Source organism: Streptomyces fradiae ATCC 10745 = DSM 40063 (assembly GCF_008704425.1).
In the GTDB taxonomy this organism is placed as follows: domain Bacteria; phylum Actinomycetota; class Actinomycetes; order Streptomycetales; family Streptomycetaceae; genus Streptomyces; species Streptomyces fradiae.
Genome location: NZ_CP023696.1, coordinates 4,143,977 through 4,159,865, shown reverse-complemented (window position 1 = coordinate 4,159,865; position 15,889 = coordinate 4,143,977). Strand labels below are relative to the sequence as shown.

Here is a 15,889-nt window from a genome sequence, read left to right as displayed (position 1 = left end):
GCCGGCGGCGGCGGCCGGTCACCATGGTCGTATGACGAGTCCGACGCCCACCCCGGAGGCGCCCGAGGCCCCCGGGCACCACCCGCCGCACCCCGCGCCGCTGCGCCGCACGCGGCGGCAGAAGATCGTGGCCGGGGTGTGCGGCGGCCTGGGGCGCCACTTCGACCTCGACCCGGTCGTGTTCCGGGTCGCGACGGGCGTGCTCGCGGCGGCCGGCGGCATCGGCCTGATCTTCTACGGCTTCGCCTGGCTGTTCGTCACGGCGGACGGCGAGGACGAGAACGAGGCACGGCGGCTGCTGACCGGCCGGGTCGACGGCGCGTCGCTCGTGGCGATGCTGATGGCCCTGGTCGGCTGCGGACTCTTCCTGTCGATGGTGGGGGGCAACGGCGGGACGATCGGCTTCGCCACGCTCCTGGTGTGCGGGGTGAGCGGGGCCGCCGCCTGGTCGCAGCGGCGGCGGCTGGCCGCGCCGGGCGAGCCCGCGGCAGACCCGGCGCACCCGGTCGGCCCGGACGCCCCGCCGGAGACGAAGGCCCCGCCGGAGACCAAGGCGCCGCCCCCGCCGGGCGCCCCGTCGTGGTGGCGCGACCCGATAGTCAAGGACGGGTCGACGGGGCCTGTGCCGATGGGCTACTTGTGGGGCCCCACCGAGGGCCCGCACGCGGGGCTGGCCAAGGACCCGCACCGGGCCTGGGGGGCGCTGCCCGCGACCGCGGCGCCCGCGCCGGGCGACGCTCCGGCCGCCGCGCCGCGCGGGCCGCGGTCCATCGGCGGCCTCGTCCTGGTGCTCGCCGTCCTGGCGGGATGCGCCGGCACCGCCGCGGCGTGGGGCGCGCACCCGCTGGGGGTGAGCCTCCAGTTCGGCCTGGGGGCGGCGCTCGTCGTGTTCGGGCTCGGTCTGGCGGTCGGCTCGCTGCTGGGCCGCACCGGTGCGGGGACGGTGTTCATGACGGTGGTGACGGCGCTGCTGCTGGCCGCCGCGTCGGCGGTGCCGCCGCAGATCGGCACGGTGTGGGCGCGGACGGAGTGGGCCCCGGCGACCCTGGCGGACGTACGGCCCCGCTACGCGATCGACTCGGGGGTCGGCACGCTGGACCTGGGCGCCGTGGACGTGCCGCGCGGCGGCATGGTCCGGGTGGCCGCCGAGGCGGGCGCCGGCCGGCTGGACGTCACCGTGCCCGCCGACGTGACCGTGAAGGTGCGTGCGCGGGTCGGTCTGGGCGAGGTGCGGCTGCCCGAGGGACGCGACGCGGTCCCGGCCCACGGCTGGCCCTCCAGCGGCGACGCGGTCGCGGCGGACCGGGAGGTCACGCGGACCGTTCCGCCGCCGCCCTCCGTGGCACCGGGCGGCACGCTGGTACTGGACCTGAGCGTCGCCGTCGGACAGGTGGAGGTGGCCCGTGCCGTTTCATGAGTTCCGTCCCGGCCGGCTGGTCGCCGGGGTGACGGGTCTGGCCGTCGCGGCGGTGTACCTGGGGGACGCGGCGGGTTCCTGGGACGCCCCCTGGTACGCGGTGGTGCCGCTGCTGTCCTGCGGGCTGCCGCTCGCCGCGCTGGCGGGCTGGGTGGGCCACCGGGTCCGGCGGCGGCGTACGGCCCGTTCCACCCCCGCGGACGGCACGGCCCGCGCGGCCGGCGCGCCCACCGGGGCCGGCCGCGCCACCGGATAGGCGGGCGGGCCGCGAGGCGGCCCCGACGGCACGCCCGCCCCAGGCCCGGCACGCCCGTCGCAGGCGCGGAACGGTGAAGCCGCCGCCCACGGACGCGGGCGGCGGCTTCACCGGACGGCTGTCGGGGTCACCCGGAGGTCACTCCCACTCGATGGTGCCCGGCGGCTTGCTGGTGACGTCGAGGACGACGCGGTTGACGTCCTTCACCTCGTTGGTGATCCGCGTCGAGATGCGCGCCAGCACGTCGTACGGCATGCGCGTCCAGTCGGCCGTCATGGCGTCCTCGGACGACACCGGGCGCAGCACGATCGGGTGACCGTACGTGCGGCCGTCGCCCTGCACGCCCACGGACCGCACGTCCGCGAGCAGCACGACGGGGCACTGCCAGATCTCGCGGTCCAGACCGGCGGCCGTCAGCTCCTCGCGGGCGATGGCGTCAGCCTCGCGCAGCAGGTCCAGGCGCTCCTTGGTGACCTCGCCGACGATGCGGATGCCGAGGCCGGGGCCGGGGAACGGCTGGCGCTGGACGATCTCCTCCGGCAGGCCGAGCTCCTGGCCGACCATGCGGACCTCGTCCTTGAACAGCTTGCGCAGCGGCTCGATCAGCTTGAACTCGAGGTCCTCGGGGAGGCCGCCCACGTTGTGGTGGGACTTGATGTTGGCCGTGCCCGTGCCGCCGCCGGACTCCACCACGTCCGGGTAGAGCGTGCCCTGCACCAGGAACTCGACGGGCTGGTCGCCCGACGCCTCCGCGATGATCTCCGCCTGCGCCTGCTCGAAGACGCGGATGAACTCACGCCCGATGATCTTGCGCTTCTCCTCGGGGTCGGTGACCCCGGCGAGCGCGTTCAGGAAGCGCTCCTGCGCGTCGACGACCTTGAGCTGGACGCCCGTGGCGGCGACGAAGTCCTTCTCCACCTGCTCGGTCTCGCCCTTGCGCATCAGGCCGTGGTCGACGTAGACGCAGGTGAGCTGGGAGCCGATGGCGCGCTGGACCAGCGCGGCGGCCACGGCGGAGTCGACGCCGCCGGACAGACCGCAGATGGCCCGCTTGTCGCCGACCTGCTCGCGGATGGCGGCGACCTGCTCGTCGATGACGTTCCCCGTGGTCCAGGACGGCTTGATGCCCGCGCCCCGGTAGAGGAAGTGCTCGAGGATCTGCTGGCCGTGCGTGGAGTGCACCACCTCGGGGTGGTACTGCACGCCGTACAGCTTCTTCTCGTCGTTCTCGAAGGCGGCGACCGGGACGACGTCCGTGGACGCGGTGACGGCGAAGCCCTCGGGCGCGGCCGAGCAGGCGTCGCCGTGGGACATCCACACGGACTGCTCGTCGGGCGTGCCCTCGAACAGCGTCGAACCGCTCCTGGTGACGTGCAGCGGCGTACGGCCGTACTCGCGGGAGCCGGTGTTGTCGACCGTGCCGCCGAGCGTCGTGGCCATCAGCTGGAAGCCGTAGCACATGCCGAAGACCGGGACCCCGGCCTCGAAGAGCGCGCGGTCGATGCGGGGCGCCCCCTCCTCGTACACGGAGGACGGGCCACCGGAGAGGATGATCGCCTTGGGATTGCGGGCGAGCATCTCGGCCACCGGCATGGTGGACGGGACGATCTCGCTGTAGACCCGGGCCTCACGGACACGACGGGCGATGAGCTGGGCGTACTGCGCGCCGAAGTCGACAACGAGGACTACGTCCGGGTTGGTGTCGGGCGAGGCGGCAGCGGGGGTCGCTGATGACACTACGGCGGCCTTCCGGCGGTGGGAGGGGGTCGGTATCAGTCAATTCTACCGGCGCGGCCGACCCTCCTTTCGTCTCACCATACGAACCGTCCGGGTCGCGGCTGGCCCCGGCGGGGACCGGCGGGTCATACTGTCCGCCATGCGCACGCACTCGACCTTCGTCTTTACCTATGGCACCGGCTGGTCCGGCTGCCGTGGTCGTGCTGCTTGAGCAACTGACGACTTCACCAGGCGCCCCGGGCCGACAAGGCCCGGGGCGTCTGTCGTCTCCACCGGGCCGTACGCCGTTCCGGGGCCTCCACCAGACACGAGGAGCCCCAGCGATGACCCCGACGACCACCCCCGCCCGCACCGCCCCCGCCGCCCCTGCTGCCTCCGCTGCCCCTGTCGCCCGTGCCACGACGGCCTCGGCGGCCTCCAGGCCCGGGGCCCCCGCGGCGCCCCACCCCCAGGCCGCCGCCGGAACCACGCCCCGGGCCGCGTCCAAGGCCGACCCCAGGACCGCCGCCGAGAACACCGGCGCGCGCTCGGACGACGCGGCCGAGCTGATCGCGGGCGCCCGTGAGCGCATCGACGCGCTCGACGACCGGATCATCGGGCTCATCCAGGAGCGCATGGCCGTCTCGGCCGTCATCCAGGAGGCGCGCATCGGCTCCGGCGGGCGCCGGGTCAACCTCGCCCGCGAGATGGAGATCCTGGGCCGCTACCGGGACGCCCTGGGCAAGCCCGGCACGGCCCTGTCGATGAACGTGCTGGAGCTGTGCCGGGGCCGCGTCTGATCGCGGGCGGCCCGCCACCGCGCCCGCACGTCACCCGTACGGTGCGTGACCCGGACCACACCGGGTCGTTGGTCCCGGTGTCCGCGCCAGAGCGCGACTTCGCCGGAGGGTGTGGCGCACCGCGTGTGCGCCGTGGGACCGCACTCCGGCGTGTGTGACCGGACGGCAGGGGACAGCAGCCCGGTCACCCGAGGGGCGGCCGGCTCCGGGGACGCCCGGCGCCGACCGCCCCCATGCGTACTGCGGCATCCGCCTCGCCGTCCATCTCCTCGTTCACGAGCGTTCCAGGTCGGCGGTGCAGCAGTGAGCCGCGGAGCAGCCGTGCAGAGGGCATGGGAGATGTCGACACCCGGCGGCCGGCCGGCCTCTCACGAAGGCGGCTGCCCTGCATACCGAGCGAAGTCCTCAACACACGCCTGGAGAAGTGCCCGCGCTCGGCCGACCGACGCGCCAGCCCCCGCGGCGAGTGAGATCTCCGCCATGGACGGGGCCTGCGCAGAATGCCCCGTGCGCACGGCGCAGCAGACTGACGCCAATGGGACGGTCGTGCGGGGCGGCGCGCTCACGGTCACCCTGAGCTCGACACCCTGTGCGGTACACCCTTGTGCCTCGATCAACGACTGCATCTCCGCCACGAGCGGCGTAGCGCTCCGCTCCAACGAGCCGGCTGGTAGTGGAAGCGGCCGGTCGACGGCCTTCAGGCCGATCCCGCGAAGTGTCGTGACGGTCAGCCTCAGACTGCGGGCGCTGAACACCTGACGGCGGTGAAGGACATAGACAGCCACCAGAGCAGTGCGCACGGCGGAGACGAGGGGCGGCGTGCCCGACGCGGACGGTACGGTCCACGTCCAGCGCCGTGGCGCGACCCTGCGTGGAGCAAAGCCTTCCGTCAACGCGATCAAGCCCTCGCGCACGGTGTCACCGAGATGCCAGCTCCCGCCATGTCCGACGGAGAACAGGCGCCCTTCCTCGTCGACGGCGAGCAACGCATCGGCGTCCGTCCGGCCGAATGGAAACACCCGGGAGCCCGTGGACGCGCCGAGGCGGATGCAAGTACGGAAAGCGTGCCTTGCCTCGGCCGGGTCGACCACGCACCCAGTGGCCGCAACATCGCGACCCGGTCCGCTCGGCCGCAGGTTCAGACCGTGGAACTCGCGCAAGGCCCGCTCTGCGGCGGGGAACAGTTCCCACCGCGCCCCATCGGCCACCGGCTCGACGAGGGTGACCGTACGCAAGACGGCCGACATGGCGGCCTCCTGCACGTCACGCCCCTCGTACCACCCAGCCGCGACCAGAGAACTCCCCCGCCGCATCATGATTCGATGACATCAACGCCGAGCCGGCCGAGTAGTGCCGAGCAGGAACGGCACACCTGCGCGGGAGTGCCGTGCTCCGGGTCACCGAGACTGCGGATCTTCTTCGCGGCGAGGGCGGCACCAGCGAAATGGGCGACAGCTTCGTCCAGCGTCGTCACCTCCTGGTCGACACGCCCGCGATCCATACCCCACAACTGGTCCGAGATCAGCGCAGACTCGGCGCAGTATCCAATGAACGGCTCACGCTGTTCCACGGGCAGACTTTCGAAGAAGTCCCGCACCGCAGGGTGGAGTCTGGGTTCACCCTCACCGCCGAAATTCGTCTGACTGTAGATACGTCCGCGGATCAGCAATGACGCCGCAACACCGGGAACAAGGTCAGACAAAGTAGTTCTCCGCATCTTCCATCTCACTGCTCATCAAACTCATCAACGCCTCATACTTCTCACTCCCAAGGTAATACACGCCAGTGTGATGAGAGAAGAAGAAGCGACCCTTCTCGTCCATGAGGATGGTGGAGCCGTCGTAAGTGTCATAGCCGATCGGAAACAGCCCCACGCCCAGATCTGCGGCGAGTTCGGCTACTTCCTCGGCGTCCCCCTTGAAAACAAGGTGCGGCGTGAAAACGGCATAGTTCTCCGGGGCAGTGTCCATGACGGCGCGCAAGAAGCAGTGCTCCCTGATGAAAGCAAGAGCAGGCGGGGAAGGACTGATCTCCACCCCGTAGGAACGATACCGGCCCACCACCTCCGCAATTGCTTCATTCGCCTTGCCAAGCACGTCACGACCCGGCTGCCAGCCGGCCTCCGTCAGCCACGCGTCCACCTCTTGAGCCGAGGACAGGATGGGCATGGTTCGCCTCGCTCTACCTGTGTGCCGTAACACCGATCAACGGGAGAATCCTTGAGCACGATCTACAGGGTTCCTTGTAGTCGCCGTGCCCCTTCAAGCCGGTAGGTGAATCCTGTTCACCGATCTGCAGAGAGTAGACGAGCGCTCCGCTCATCGCACTACGAATGTCTTCCTGATTGCCGATGACTCTGCCGTCTCTGCTCTCCAGACCTCGTAGCCGGTCCGACACGAGGGCGATCTCCGCGCACTTGCCGTGACCGGCACCCGGGTTCTCGCCATCCGCGCGGATCTGCTCTTCCACATGGTCAAGAACGCTCTTGAGCGCCGGATGGATATCGAGCTGTGTCTGGCCGTGCCTCTTGGTGGAACTCGAGTGAGTAGTGAGCACCCCGTCATGCAGAAGTCCACCTGCACACGCTTTCACCAAGCGGTCCTTACCGGGCGGATTGTGTCCCGCCTCTTGCTGCTGAGCGTCGTCGGCCAAGGCGCGCGTCTCCCGGAGCAGGGCGGCCCGCTGCTGCTCCTCACTGAGATGGTTCACATCGAGCGCGTCGCGCCGGTGGTGCTTCATTTTACCTGCGCTCTTGCCGTGCCAACCCGGTTGCGGTGAGATCTCCCTGCCGTTGGGCCCGTCGAACTCGCCCCCGCCGCCGTTGCCACCCCCGCCACCTCCCCCGCCACCTCCGCTACCGGAACCTCCATTCCCTCCACCGCCCTGCGCGGAGATCGCCTTGATACGGTCGCGGACATCACCGTCGGTCCCCCTGTGCGTCCTGGAGCTTTCGGCGATGGCAGCAGGGACCTTCTTGCCCACGTGGTCACCGAGATCATCGAGCGCCTTGGCGAGCTTCTCCGTGACACCTTCGACGGCGGTGTCAAGGACAGCGGTCAGAGGATCCCTCCCCTTGGCTCGACCGTGATGCCCTTTCGCCTTGCCGAGCTTGCTGCCTGCGCGAGATCGCATGGTGACCTGTACGGCGGCGAGATGCATCCCGGCCTTGCCATGAGCATCGTGGTCGATCTTCGGCCCGGTGCCGAGTGGCGGCCCAGCGGGAACGCCAGCCGAGTTCAGGTGCAGTCCGCCCTCGGCGGCCTGCCTCGTCCGACCGACGTCGTACCCGTCCTGGGCTCCGGTTGCGGTGAGCGCTGCCTGAATCGCGAGATCTGCGACAACGTTCTCGATTGCGACGACCGCGGGCTCGGTCAGCAGTGCGACGATCTCAGCGACGGCCGCCTCCACCATCTCCTTCAGAATGCGCTTGAAGGCGACGCGAGTCGCTGCAATCTTGGCCCCGGCCAGCAGTGTCGACAGGCCGGCGGTGATGGGCGCCAGCGCCAGGGTGATACCCACGGTCGCGCAGAGGTCGGCCAGTTCTCCGACAGCTGCGATCTTCCTGGCGACGATGATGTCGGCGACACGGTCAAGCGCGCCCGCAACCAGACGTGCTGCCTTGGCGAGATCCTTGTGCTTGCCCTGCACCTTCGACCAGTGATTGTCCAGGGCCGCCAGCGATTCGGCCTGGCCACTGGACAGCAGGGTCTGGATGTGGCCGTAGGCGACTCCGGCATCGTCGTCCGCGTCGTCGGCGAACTCGCGTAAGGCTTGCGCCATGTCGCGGTACGCGTCCTCGTCGACGTTGGGCCACCCCACGCCAACGACGTCGAGCATCGTGTCGACGCCTTCAGGAACGGTGTAGCCCACCGCAAAAGCCCCCGCTCTCCCCTGTGAAGCCGTTTCAGCAACGAACAAGGCCAAAAAGTCTGACACGAGCCACCGAGAGGGACCAGGCGGTTTCAGGCTGATCACCCTCCACGATGTGGACAGCCCCATGGCCAGGGGCCCGGCCCGCCGTGGCGGGCTCTGGTCGTCGCGCGCCCGACCCCGGAGGGCGCCTGGAGTGACACGTGACGCAGCCCACATAAGGAACCTGTGAGTTTCAGGGCAACCAATGGTCGCCACCGCAGGTCATGTAGGCGAAACCCAGGGCCGTGCCCGTCGTGTGCGACGGCGGCCCGACACCACGTCCGTGCCATATCCGGTGGCACGCCCGAGACCACGAGGTCTTGACTTGAAGCTTCGCCGCGCCATGGCCGTCGCCGCCGCGACCGCCGTCATCACGCCCGCCGCCTTCCTCATGGCCCCGGCCGCGTACGCGGCGGGCGTCACTCCGTCGACGGCGGAGTCCTCCCCGGCCCCGGCTGCCGAGGAGACCCCGGCCGAGGAGCAGGTGCCCTCCCAGGACGAGACGGAGCAGGCCCCGTCCGTCGGCAAGCCCAAGGACGAGGAGCCCAAGGGCGAGGAGCCGAAGGGCGAGGAGCCGAAGGCGGGCGAGCCCAGCGGGAGCGCCTCCGCCCCGGCGCCGTCCGGCAGCGCCACCCCGTCCCCGTCGCCCTCCACGACGGCGCCGACCGACCAGTGCGAGGAGTACGAGGAGAACGAGGGCGTCCGCACCGAGCTGCGCGGGCTGCCGTCGAAGGTCGTCGCGGGCTCCGGCTGGAAGGACTTCACCTTCCGCGTCGAGAACAAGTCCGGCCACGCGGTCGAGGGCGTCGACGCCTACCTGTACGCGGCGGCCTTCGACGCCGAGGACGAGGCCGACATGTCTCGCTTCGTCACCGTCCAGGCGTACATCGGCGGCTCGTGGGTGGACATCGACGAGGAGGACGGCTACTTCGGCACCTCCAACGCCCTCAAGGAGGGCGAGTACAGCGAGGCCAAGATGCGCCTGAAGGTCGACGGCAAGGCCCCCGACGGCTTCGGCGTGGTCGTCTCCTCGGGCGTCAGCATCACCAAGGACGGCCTCTGCGAGTACGGCGACGACACCGTCTACGTCTTCGACATCCTCGCCGCGGGCACCGACCCGGGTGACGTGGACGACGCCACGGGCAAGCCGGGCAAGGGCGAGCACAAGCCCGACACCAAGCCGCAGGGCGAGCTCGCCGAGCTGCCCGTCACCGGCACGCTCGCCGAGACCGGCTCCAGCGACATGCTGCCGACCATCGGCATCGCCGGCGGCATCGCCATCGTCGCGGGCGCCGGCGTCGTCTTCGCGCTGAAGCGCCGCCAGAACGGTGCCGCCGCGTAGGGCAGGCACCACACAGGACCGGAGAGGCGCTGCGCTCGGAGGGGGGCGCAGCGCCTTTCTGTGTCGTCGCGCGGTCCGGGACGCGGCGGCCTCACCGCGCATCCCGTGATCGAGGTGCCGGTCACCCGGCGAGGGCACCGCACACCTCGGCGACCAGCCGGTCGGCGTCATCGAGCGCGGCGGCGAGCGTCTCCGGAGTGGTCCCGAGCGCGGAGAACAACCCCTGCGCCCGTCCGGCGAAGTCCGCGGGCGCGGCGGTGAGTCCTCCCGCGGCCCGCACGGCACCCTTCTCGTTGAGCAGCCAGCACCCGGCATGGGCGTGGAGCGCCTGCACGAGGAGGCCGACCGCGCGGAAGAGGCAGCCGGCGACGTGGAAGGCGTCACCGCGGGACGCTCCCTTGCGGGCGCCGGCCAGGATGAACGGTGCCTCCCACCGCGCGTTGCCGATGAGCGCTGCGCGCAGGGGCTCCGGATAGTGGCGCGTCTCCTCTCGCAAGGCCTGAAGCTCGCCTCCGGGGTCGGCGAGGACACGCCCAAGGGCCACTTCACCGGCATAGGCGTGGGAGTACACCCCCAGGGGGTGGCCGGGCTGGACGCCGACCTCGAAGTGCCCGGCCCGGCACTGCTGCCAGACGCGGTGGACACGGTCCAGGTCCCGGTAGATCCAGTCGACGCGACGGCCGTCGACGACCAGCCAGCCGCCACCGTCCACCCACGGTCCCCAGCCGCCCGGCTCGGTGATCTCCACCGGCTCACCGGTCAGCTCCGCCGCCAGCAGACGCAGTGCCGTGGTGTCCAGCGGCGGCCGGTAGTACAGGCCCAGGTCGTCATCGGAGTCGGGGCTGTGCGTACCTCGCGCCCGACTGCCTCCCAGGCACACGGCGACGACGCCGCCGACCTCCACCAGCCGATGCGCGATCTCCTCCAGGCGGTCCATGGGCTCAGTCTGCTGACACGGGGCCACGGACACGACCCGTTTGCCCGGCGTCCGCGTCAGAGGTCTCGCCTTGTCCGTCGGCCCCCGCCGGGCAAGGCGGCGCCTGCGGGCACGGATGGCGTGCCGTCCCGTCCGGCGTGATGCTGGGAAGCGGGAGGTGGCCACCATGAGCGCGAGGCGCGGCTCCGACGGCGGGAGCGCGGGGAACGGCGCGGTGGCGGACGGCGGGGCCGGCGGCATACCGGCCGCATCCGTCGACGCGTTCGCCGCGCGGCTGACAGGACGGCTCGTCCGGCCCGGTGAGCCGGACTACGAGTCCGCCCGAAGACTGTGGAACGGCGTGATCGACAGGCGGCCCGCGCTGGTGGCACGCTGCCGCGGCGACGACGACGTGGCCGCCGCCGTGGACTTCGCCCGTGACAACGGGCTCTCACCCGCGGTGCGCGGCGGCGGGCACGGCGTGGCCGGGCACGCGCTGTGCGACGACGGGCTGGTCATCGACCTGTCGGAGATGACGGGCGTCGAGGTCGACGCCGGGGCCCGCACGGTGCGGGCCGAGGGCGGCTGCACGCTGGGGGACGTCGACCGCGCGACGCAGGCCCACGGGCTCGCCACGCCCCTGGGAGTGGTGTCGGCGACGGGCATCGCGGGCCTCACCCTGTCCGGGGGCATGGGGTGGCTGCGCCGCAGGTACGGGCTGAGCTGCGACAACCTGGTGTCCGCGAGGGTGGTCACCGCCGACGGGAACCTGCTCACCGCCGGGGCCGGTGAGCACGAGGACCTGTTCTGGGCGATCCGCGGCGGCGGCGGGAACTTCGGCGTCGTGACCTCCTTCGAGTACCGGCTGCACCCCGTCGGCCCGGAGGTCTTCCTCTGCTTCGTGTTCTACCCGGCGGACCGCGCCCGGCAGGTGCTGCGGTCCTGCGAGCGGTACCTGTCCGAGGCGCCCGAGGAGGTGGCTCCGCTCGGGGTGCTCGGCCGGGTCCCCGCGGCGGAGGAGTTCCCGGAGAAGGCGCACGGGGAGCCGTTCGTGGGCGTCGCCGCGCTGTTCCCGGGCGACCCTGCGGAGGGGGAGCGGGTGCTGCGGCCGCTGCGGGAGGCCGCCGAGCCGATCCGCGACCTCAGCGGCCCCACCACCTACCTGGAGGCGCAGAGCTTCCTGGACGGCGACTACCCGGACGGCTGGCGCTACTACTGGAAGTCCGTGAACACGCCGGGCCTGGGCGACGAGCTGATCGACCGGCTGGCCGGGCGGGCCGCCGAGGCGCCGTCGCCGTACTCGACCCTCGACGTCTGGTACCAGGGCGGCGCGATGGCGCGGGTCGGCGAGCGGGAGACCGCCTTCGCCAACCGCGGCGCCCCCTACCTGCTCGGCATCGAGGCGAACTGGCAGGAGGAGGCGGACACGGCGCGGAACGTGTCCTGGGTGCGCGACACCTTCACCGACCTGCGGTCCTTCTCCTCCGGCGGCGTGTACCTCAACTTCCCCGGCTTCCTGGAGGAGGGCGAGCAGCTCCTCCGGGAGGGCTACGGCGGGAACGTCCGGCGGCTCGCGGAGGTGAAGGCGGCGTACGACCCGGGCAACCTCTTCCGCCACAACGCGAACATCGCACCGCTCGCGCCGCCGCCCAGCTGACCGTGCCGCGGGAAGGACGGGTGCGCGACCCGCTGCCTGTCCGCGGGTCAGCGCCCGGCCGGGTCGGTGCCCGGGGCCCGCGGGGGCACCTTGGGCAGGCCCAGGAAGGGCAGGCGCAGGGCGGCGAAGGCGTCGGCCGGCACCGCGGGGCGCTTCGGCTCGACGGGTGTAACGCGCCGGTAGGGCGCGCCCTGGGCGGGGCGCGGGTCGGGCTCGCCCTTGTTGGGCCAGAGGGACATGGCGCGCTCCGCCTGGGCGGTGATGGTGAGGGACGGGTTGACGCCGAGGTTGGCGGAGACCGCCGCGCCGTCCACGACGAGGATGCCGGGGTGCCCGTACAGCCGGTGGTACGGGTCGATCACGCCGTCCCGCTCGGTCGCGCCGATGACGCAGCCGCCCAGGAAGTGGGCGGTGAGCGGGGTGCCCATCAGTTCGCCGACGTTGGAGCCGGCGAAGCCGTTGATCTCCTCGGCGATCAGGGTGGCGGCCCGCGTCGCCTCGGGGATCTGCTTCGGGTTGGGCGCGCCGTGGCCCTGGCGGGCGGTGAGCAGCCCCTTGCCGATGCCGCCGGGCTTGCGGTACGTCGTGAGGGAGTTGTCCAGCGACTGCATGACGAGGCCGATGATGGTCCGCTCCGACCAGCGCCGGTTGGACAGGGACCGCAGGGCCTGGAGGGGGTGGCGGGCGACGTTGCCGAGCCAGGCGGCGACGCGGTGCCTCGCGTACGGGACCTGGAGGATCGACAGGGCGCCCATGGCGTTGGAGCCCCGCCCGTAGCGGACGGGCTCGATGTGGGTGCTGGCGTCGGGGTGGATGGACGAGGTGATGGCGACGCCGCGGGTGAAGTCGAGGGGGGCGCCGTGGCGCCTGCGGTAGCGGCGGTCCGTGGTCTGGGAGCCGACGAGCGCCTCGGAGTTGGTGCGGGTCAGCTCGCCGAGCCGGTCGGAGAGGCGCGGCAGCAGTCCCCGGTCCTTCATGCGGTGCAGGAGGGTCTGCGTGCCGTAGGTGCCGGCCGCGACGACGACGTACCGGGCGCGGTAGGTGCGCGGGGTGCCGCGGCGGCGCCGGTCGGTGGGGACGGTGCGGACGAGGTGGCCGCCGGAGCCGTCCTCGGTCAGGGCGGTGACGGTGGTCATCGGGTGGATGACGGCGCCGGCCCGCTCCGCCAGGTGGAGGTAGTTCTGCGTGAGGTTGTTCTTGGCGCCGTGGCGGCAGCCGGTCATGCACTCGCCGCACTCGGTGCAGGCGCGCCGGGCGGGCCCGGCGCCGCCGAAGTACGGGTCGGGCACCTCCTCGCCGGGGGCCGCCCGGGTGGCGCCGTCGGCGTCCGCGCCGTCGCCGAAGAACACGCCGACGGGCGCCATGTGGAAGGTGTCGCCGACGCCCATGGCCTCGGCCGCGGCCTTGAGGTGGACGTCGGACGGGGTCGTGGTCGGGTTGAGCCGGACGCCCAGCATGCGCTTGGCCTGGTCGTAGTACGGGGCCAGCTCGTCCTGCCAGTCGGTGATCCCGGCCCACTGCCGGTCCTGGAAGAACGCGGGCGGCGGTACGTAGAGGGTGTTGGCGTAGTTGAGGGAGCCGCCGCCCACGCCGGCGCCCGCGAGGACCATGACGTCGCCGAGCAGGTGGACGCGCTGGAGACCGTACAGGCCGAGGGCGGGGGCCCAGAGGTAGTTGCGCAGGTCCCAGGAGGTCTTGGGCAGGGTGTCGGGGGTGAAGCGGCGACCCGCCTCCAGGACGCCGACGCGGTAGCCCTTCTCGGTGAGGCGCAGGGCCGCCACGGAGCCCCCGAAGCCGGAGCCGACGACGAGGACGTCGTAGTCGTACGCCGGGGACGCCGGGGACGCCGGGGCGCCGAGGGGGTCGCGCGCGGGTTCCGGCTGGTTCTGGGCAGGGGGGACCTCGGACATGGCTCTCCTCGTACCGAAGGGCTGCAAGGGGGGTGAGGGGGCGGGGGTGGGTGAGGTCGGGTGGGTGAGGCGGGGTGGGTGAAGCGGGGTGGATGAGGCGGGGTGGATGAGGCGGGGTGGATGAGGCGGGGGCGAACGCGACCGGGGGATGGCCCGGCCGGGGGATGGCCCGGCCGGGGGATGGCCCGGCCGGGGGATGGCCCGGCCGGGGCGGGACCGGGCCGGGCCTCCGGGGTCAGCGCAGGCGCAGCGCCTTCATGGCCCTCAGGCTGCGGGTCATGAACGCCGCGTACCTCTCGTCGTCCATCCCGAACGCCGGCGCCAGCGGCATCACGCGCTGCTGGGCCACCGTCTGGGCCTCCGTGTACTTGAGGATGCCCTCGGAGCCGTGGCGGCGGCCCAGGCCCGAGTCCTTCATGCCGCCCATGGGCGCCTGGACGCTGCCGTACGCGGCGCCGTAGCCCTCGTTGACGTTGACGGTGCCGGCGCGGAGGCGGGCGGCGACGGCGAGGCCGCGGCGGCCGTCCCTCGTCCACACGCTGGCGTTGAGGCCGTACGCCGTGTCGTTGGCGCGCTCGATCACCTCGTCCTCGTCGGTGAAGCGGTAGACGGAGACGACCGGCCCGAAGGTCTCCTCCGCGCACACCGCCATCGACGGGTCGACGCCGTCCAGGATCGTCGGCTCGTGGAAGAAGGGGCCGACGTCGGGCCGGGCCACCCCGCCCGCGAGCACCCGCGCGCCCTTGGCGACGGCCTCCTCGACGTGCCGGGTGACGGCCTCCAGCTGCCGGGCGCCGACCAGGGAGCCCATGTCGGCGCCGTACGCGAGGGAGGTGCCGAGCCGCATGGCCCTGGTGCGGGCGACGAACCGCTCCAGGAACGCGTCCGCGACGGACTCGTGGACGTACAGCCGCTCGACGGAGATGCAGAGCTGCCCGGCCGACGAGAAGCAGGCGCGGACGGCGCCCGCGGCGGCCTTCTCCACGTCGGCGTCCCGCAGGACCAGCATGGGGTTCTTGCCGCCGAGTTCGAGGGAGACGCCGACGAGGCGGTCCGCCGCGCCGCGGGCGACCTCCCGGCCGGTGCGGGTGGAGCCGGTGAAGGAGACGTAGTCGGCGTGCCGGACGACCTCCGGGCCGACGACCGGGCCGTCGCCGAGGACCACCTGGAACACCCCGTCCGGCAGCCCCGCCTCGATCAGCAGGTCGCGTGCCCACAGCGCGGTCAGCGCGGTCTCCGTGTCGGGCTTCATGACGACGGCGTTGCCCGCGGCGAAGGCCGGCAGCGCGTCGCCGACGGACAGCTCCAGCGGGTAGTTCCACGGCGCGATCTGTCCGATCACGCCCCGCGGCTGGCGCAGCTCGGTGACCTTGGTGAGGACCGGCACGGCTCCGGTGCGGCGCTTGGGGCGCAGGTAGGCGGGGGCCTTGAGCCCGTAGTGGCGGGCCGCGAGGGTGACGGCCTGGACCTCCTCGTGGGCGTGCAGGCGGGCCTTTCCGGTCTCGAGCTGGATGAGGTCGAGGACCTCCGCCTGCCGCTCCAGCACCAGGTCGTGGAAGCGGAGCAGGACGGCCGCGCGGCGGCGGGCCGGGGTGGCCGCCCAGGCGGTCTGGGCGGCGCGGGCGCGGGCGAACGCCTCCGCCACGTCCTCGGGCGTGGACTCGGGCAGCTCGGCCAGCCGCTCCCCGGTGAACGGGGTGTGGTTGGCGGTCCGCCCCGAACCGACGACGCCCCGGCCGAGCTGGGCGACCAGCTGGGGCGTCACCACGTCCTCGGCGGTGCGCGCGCCGGCGGGCGCGGGGGCCACGGGGTTCGTGGGGCCCGGGTTCGCGCCGCCGGAGGCGGGGGCCGGCGACGGGGCGCCGGCCGGGGAGGACGCGGAGGTGGACGTGGTCGTTCCGGTGGTGTGGGCGGGGGCCTGCGTGTCCGTCATGGGGGCGAGGGTATGCGGGGCGCACCCCCT

13 protein-coding genes are annotated in these 15,889 nt (G+C 72.5%); 5 read left to right on the top strand and 8 right to left on the bottom strand.

What is annotated here, in order from left to right; genetic code table 11:
* Positions 1–31 precede the first annotated feature (31 nt).
* Both CP974_RS18710 and CP974_RS18705 read left to right on the top strand, forming a co-directional pair.
* Positions 32–1,417 carry a PspC domain-containing protein gene (locus CP974_RS18710; RefSeq protein ID WP_031129271.1) on the top strand — a complete coding sequence of 462 codons (1,386 nt, stop codon included), beginning with the start codon at positions 32–34 and terminating at the stop codon, positions 1,415–1,417.
* Complete coding sequence (locus tag CP974_RS18705; protein WP_031129269.1) at positions 1,404–1,673, top strand: hypothetical protein; 270 nt, start codon at positions 1,404–1,406, stop codon at positions 1,671–1,673. Before CP974_RS18710 ends, CP974_RS18705 begins: the two co-directional genes overlap by 14 nt.
* A gap of 138 nt (positions 1,674–1,811) precedes the next feature.
* On the opposite strand, the gene guaA is transcribed toward CP974_RS18705, so the two are convergent.
* Complete coding sequence (guaA, locus tag CP974_RS18700) at positions 1,812–3,410, bottom strand: glutamine-hydrolyzing GMP synthase (RefSeq protein WP_031129268.1); 1,599 nt, start codon at positions 3,408–3,410, stop codon at positions 1,812–1,814.
* 323 nt (positions 3,411–3,733) lie between these two features.
* On the opposite strand from guaA, the gene CP974_RS18695 reads away from it, so the two are divergent.
* Positions 3,734–4,189, top strand: coding sequence for a chorismate mutase (locus tag CP974_RS18695; RefSeq protein ID WP_031129267.1), 456 nt, complete (start codon positions 3,734–3,736; stop codon positions 4,187–4,189).
* A 368-nt stretch (positions 4,190–4,557) separates the two neighbouring features.
* On the opposite strand, the gene CP974_RS18690 is transcribed toward CP974_RS18695, so the two are convergent.
* Genes CP974_RS18690 through CP974_RS18675 form a run of 4 tightly spaced genes read right to left on the bottom strand, consistent with a single transcriptional unit; the run spans position 4,558 to position 8,107 of the window.
* Entirely contained in the window at positions 4,558–5,502 is a 945-nt protein-coding gene (locus tag CP974_RS18690; protein WP_223844526.1) for an SUKH-3 domain-containing protein, read from the bottom strand.
* Complete coding sequence (locus tag CP974_RS18685) at positions 5,502–5,906, bottom strand: YwqJ-related putative deaminase (protein WP_248287918.1); 405 nt, start codon at positions 5,904–5,906, stop codon at positions 5,502–5,504. Before CP974_RS18685 ends, CP974_RS18690 begins: the two co-directional genes overlap by 1 nt.
* Positions 5,884–6,357 (bottom strand): SUKH-3 domain-containing protein, encoded by a 474-nt coding sequence (locus CP974_RS18680; protein ID WP_031129264.1) that lies wholly within the window; start codon positions 6,355–6,357, stop codon positions 5,884–5,886. The genes CP974_RS18685 and CP974_RS18680 overlap by 23 nt, the downstream gene beginning before the upstream one ends.
* 13 nt (positions 6,358–6,370) lie before the next feature.
* Positions 6,371–8,107 (bottom strand): YwqJ-related putative deaminase, encoded by a 1,737-nt coding sequence (locus tag CP974_RS18675; RefSeq protein WP_150485831.1) that lies wholly within the window; start codon positions 8,105–8,107, stop codon positions 6,371–6,373.
* 319 nt (positions 8,108–8,426) lie between these two features.
* Here CP974_RS18675 and CP974_RS29700 point away from each other — a divergent pair, with 319 nt between their 5' ends.
* Complete coding sequence (locus CP974_RS29700) at positions 8,427–9,443, top strand: LPXTG cell wall anchor domain-containing protein (protein ID WP_158100716.1); 1,017 nt, start codon at positions 8,427–8,429, stop codon at positions 9,441–9,443.
* Between the two features lie 121 nt (positions 9,444–9,564).
* Here CP974_RS29700 and CP974_RS18660 read toward each other — a convergent pair whose 3' ends face one another.
* Positions 9,565–10,380, bottom strand: a complete 816-nt coding sequence (locus CP974_RS18660; RefSeq protein WP_031129261.1) for a nucleotidyltransferase domain-containing protein — start codon at positions 10,378–10,380, stop codon at positions 9,565–9,567.
* 166 nt (positions 10,381–10,546) lie between these two features.
* Here CP974_RS18660 and CP974_RS18655 point away from each other — a divergent pair, with 166 nt between their 5' ends.
* Positions 10,547–12,016 carry an FAD-binding oxidoreductase gene (locus CP974_RS18655; protein ID WP_078915380.1) on the top strand — a complete coding sequence of 490 codons (1,470 nt, stop codon included), beginning with the start codon at positions 10,547–10,549 and terminating at the stop codon, positions 12,014–12,016.
* A gap of 47 nt (positions 12,017–12,063) precedes the next feature.
* Here CP974_RS18655 and CP974_RS18650 read toward each other — a convergent pair whose 3' ends face one another.
* Together CP974_RS18650 and CP974_RS18645 are read right to left on the bottom strand one after the other, a co-directional pair.
* Positions 12,064–13,926, bottom strand: coding sequence for a GMC family oxidoreductase N-terminal domain-containing protein (locus CP974_RS18650; protein WP_031129259.1), 1,863 nt, complete (start codon positions 13,924–13,926; stop codon positions 12,064–12,066).
* A 235-nt stretch (positions 13,927–14,161) separates the two neighbouring features.
* The gene (locus tag CP974_RS18645) at positions 14,162–15,859 is read right to left on the bottom strand and encodes a succinic semialdehyde dehydrogenase (RefSeq protein ID WP_031129258.1); all 1,698 of its coding nucleotides are present in this window, start codon (positions 15,857–15,859) and stop codon (positions 14,162–14,164) included.
* Positions 15,860–15,889 lie beyond the last annotated feature (30 nt).

Excerpts from the sequence above, each read along its gene's own strand:
- CP974_RS18710 (WP_031129271.1), top strand. The coding sequence starts at position 32 with ATGACGAGTCCGACGCCCACCCCGGAGGCGCCCGAGGCCCCCGGGCAC.
- CP974_RS18695 (WP_031129267.1), top strand. The coding sequence starts at position 3,734 with ATGACCCCGACGACCACCCCCGCCCGCACCGCCCCCGCCGCCCCTGCT.
- CP974_RS18690 (WP_223844526.1), bottom strand. The coding sequence starts at position 5,502 with ATGCGGCGGGGGAGTTCTCTGGTCGCGGCTGGGTGGTACGAGGGGCGT.
- CP974_RS18685 (WP_248287918.1), bottom strand. The coding sequence starts at position 5,906 with ATGCGGAGAACTACTTTGTCTGACCTTGTTCCCGGTGTTGCGGCGTCA.
- CP974_RS18680 (WP_031129264.1), bottom strand. The coding sequence starts at position 6,357 with ATGCCCATCCTGTCCTCGGCTCAAGAGGTGGACGCGTGGCTGACGGAG.
- CP974_RS18660 (WP_031129261.1), bottom strand. The coding sequence starts at position 10,380 with ATGGACCGCCTGGAGGAGATCGCGCATCGGCTGGTGGAGGTCGGCGGC.
- CP974_RS18655 (WP_078915380.1), top strand. The coding sequence starts at position 10,547 with ATGAGCGCGAGGCGCGGCTCCGACGGCGGGAGCGCGGGGAACGGCGCG.
- CP974_RS18650 (WP_031129259.1), bottom strand. The coding sequence starts at position 13,926 with ATGTCCGAGGTCCCCCCTGCCCAGAACCAGCCGGAACCCGCGCGCGAC.
- CP974_RS18645 (WP_031129258.1), bottom strand. The coding sequence starts at position 15,859 with ATGACGGACACGCAGGCCCCCGCCCACACCACCGGAACGACCACGTCC.